Origin of the sequence: Kitasatospora sp. NPDC059722, from assembly GCF_042733235.1 — a bacterium.
Classification (GTDB): Bacteria; Actinomycetota; Actinomycetes; order Streptomycetales; family Streptomycetaceae; genus Kitasatospora.
The window spans coordinates 1-1,047 of sequence record NZ_JBHWGD010000310.1 but is presented as its reverse complement, the minus strand read 5'-3'; the positions used below and the strand labels follow the sequence as shown (position 1 = coordinate 1,047).

The window sequence follows — 1,047 nt, the reverse complement described above, 5'->3', positions numbered from 1 at the left end:
AGGGCCTGGGCCTCGATCGGGTCGCCGAGGCGGGTGCCGGTGCCGTGCGCCTCGACGGCGTCGACCTCGGCGGGCGTCAGACCGGCGTCGGCCAGGGCGGCCCGGATCACCCGCTGCTGCGCCGGGCCGTTGGGGGCGCTGAGCCCGTTGCTGGCGCCGTCCTGGTTGACGGCGGAGCCGCGCACGACGGCCAGCACCGGGTGCCCGTTGCGCCGGGCGTCCGAGAGCCGCTCGACGAGCAGCACGCCGACGCCCTCGGAGAAGCCGGTGCCGTCGGCGGCGTCGGCGAAGGGCTTGCAGCGCCCGTCGAGGGCCAGGCCGCGCTGGCGGGCGAAGTCGACCGGGATCATCGGCGTCGACATCACGGTGACGCCGCCCGCGAGGGCGAGCGTGCACTCGCCGCCGCGCAGCGCCCGGACGGCCAGGTGGAGCGCCACGAGGGACGACGAGCAGGCCGTGTCGACGGTGACGGCCGGGCCCTCCAGGCCGAGCGTGTAGGCGACGCGGCCGGAGATCACGCTCGCCGCGTTGCCGGTGCTGACGTACGGCGCGGCCTCATCGGGGATGCGGGCGACCCGGTCGAGGTAGTCGCTGGACGACAGGCCGGCGAACACGCCGGTGCGGCTTCCGCGCAGCGTGCCGGGGTCGATGCCGGCGCGTTCGAGGGCCTCCCACGAGGTCTCCAGGAGGAGCCGCTGCTGCGGGTCCATCGCGAGGGCCTCGTTGGGGCTGACGCCGAAGAAGGCGGCGTCGAAGCCGGCGGCGTCGGCGAGGAAGCCGCCCTCGCGGGTGCGGGAGGAGTCGGGGTGGTCGGGGATGCCGTCGTAGAGGCGGTCGAGGTCCCAGCCGCGGTCGGCGGGGAAGGGGGCGATGGCGTCGGTGCCGGCGGACAGCAGGGTCCACAGGTCGTCGGGGGTCGCGACGCCGCCGGGGAAGCGGCAGGCCATGCCGACGATCGCGATCGGCTCGTCGGCCGCCTGGAGCGCGACGCCGGTCGCGGGCGCCGCGGCGGTGGCGGTGAGGCCGTCGGCCAGGTGCCCGGCGAGC

General features: G+C 77.0%; 1 protein-coding gene. It reads right to left on the bottom strand.

The window, feature by feature from the left end; genetic code table 11:
- On the bottom strand, window positions 1-1,047 hold a 1,047-nt coding region (locus ACFV4F_RS43485), incomplete at both ends, for a polyketide synthase (RefSeq protein ID WP_380511622.1).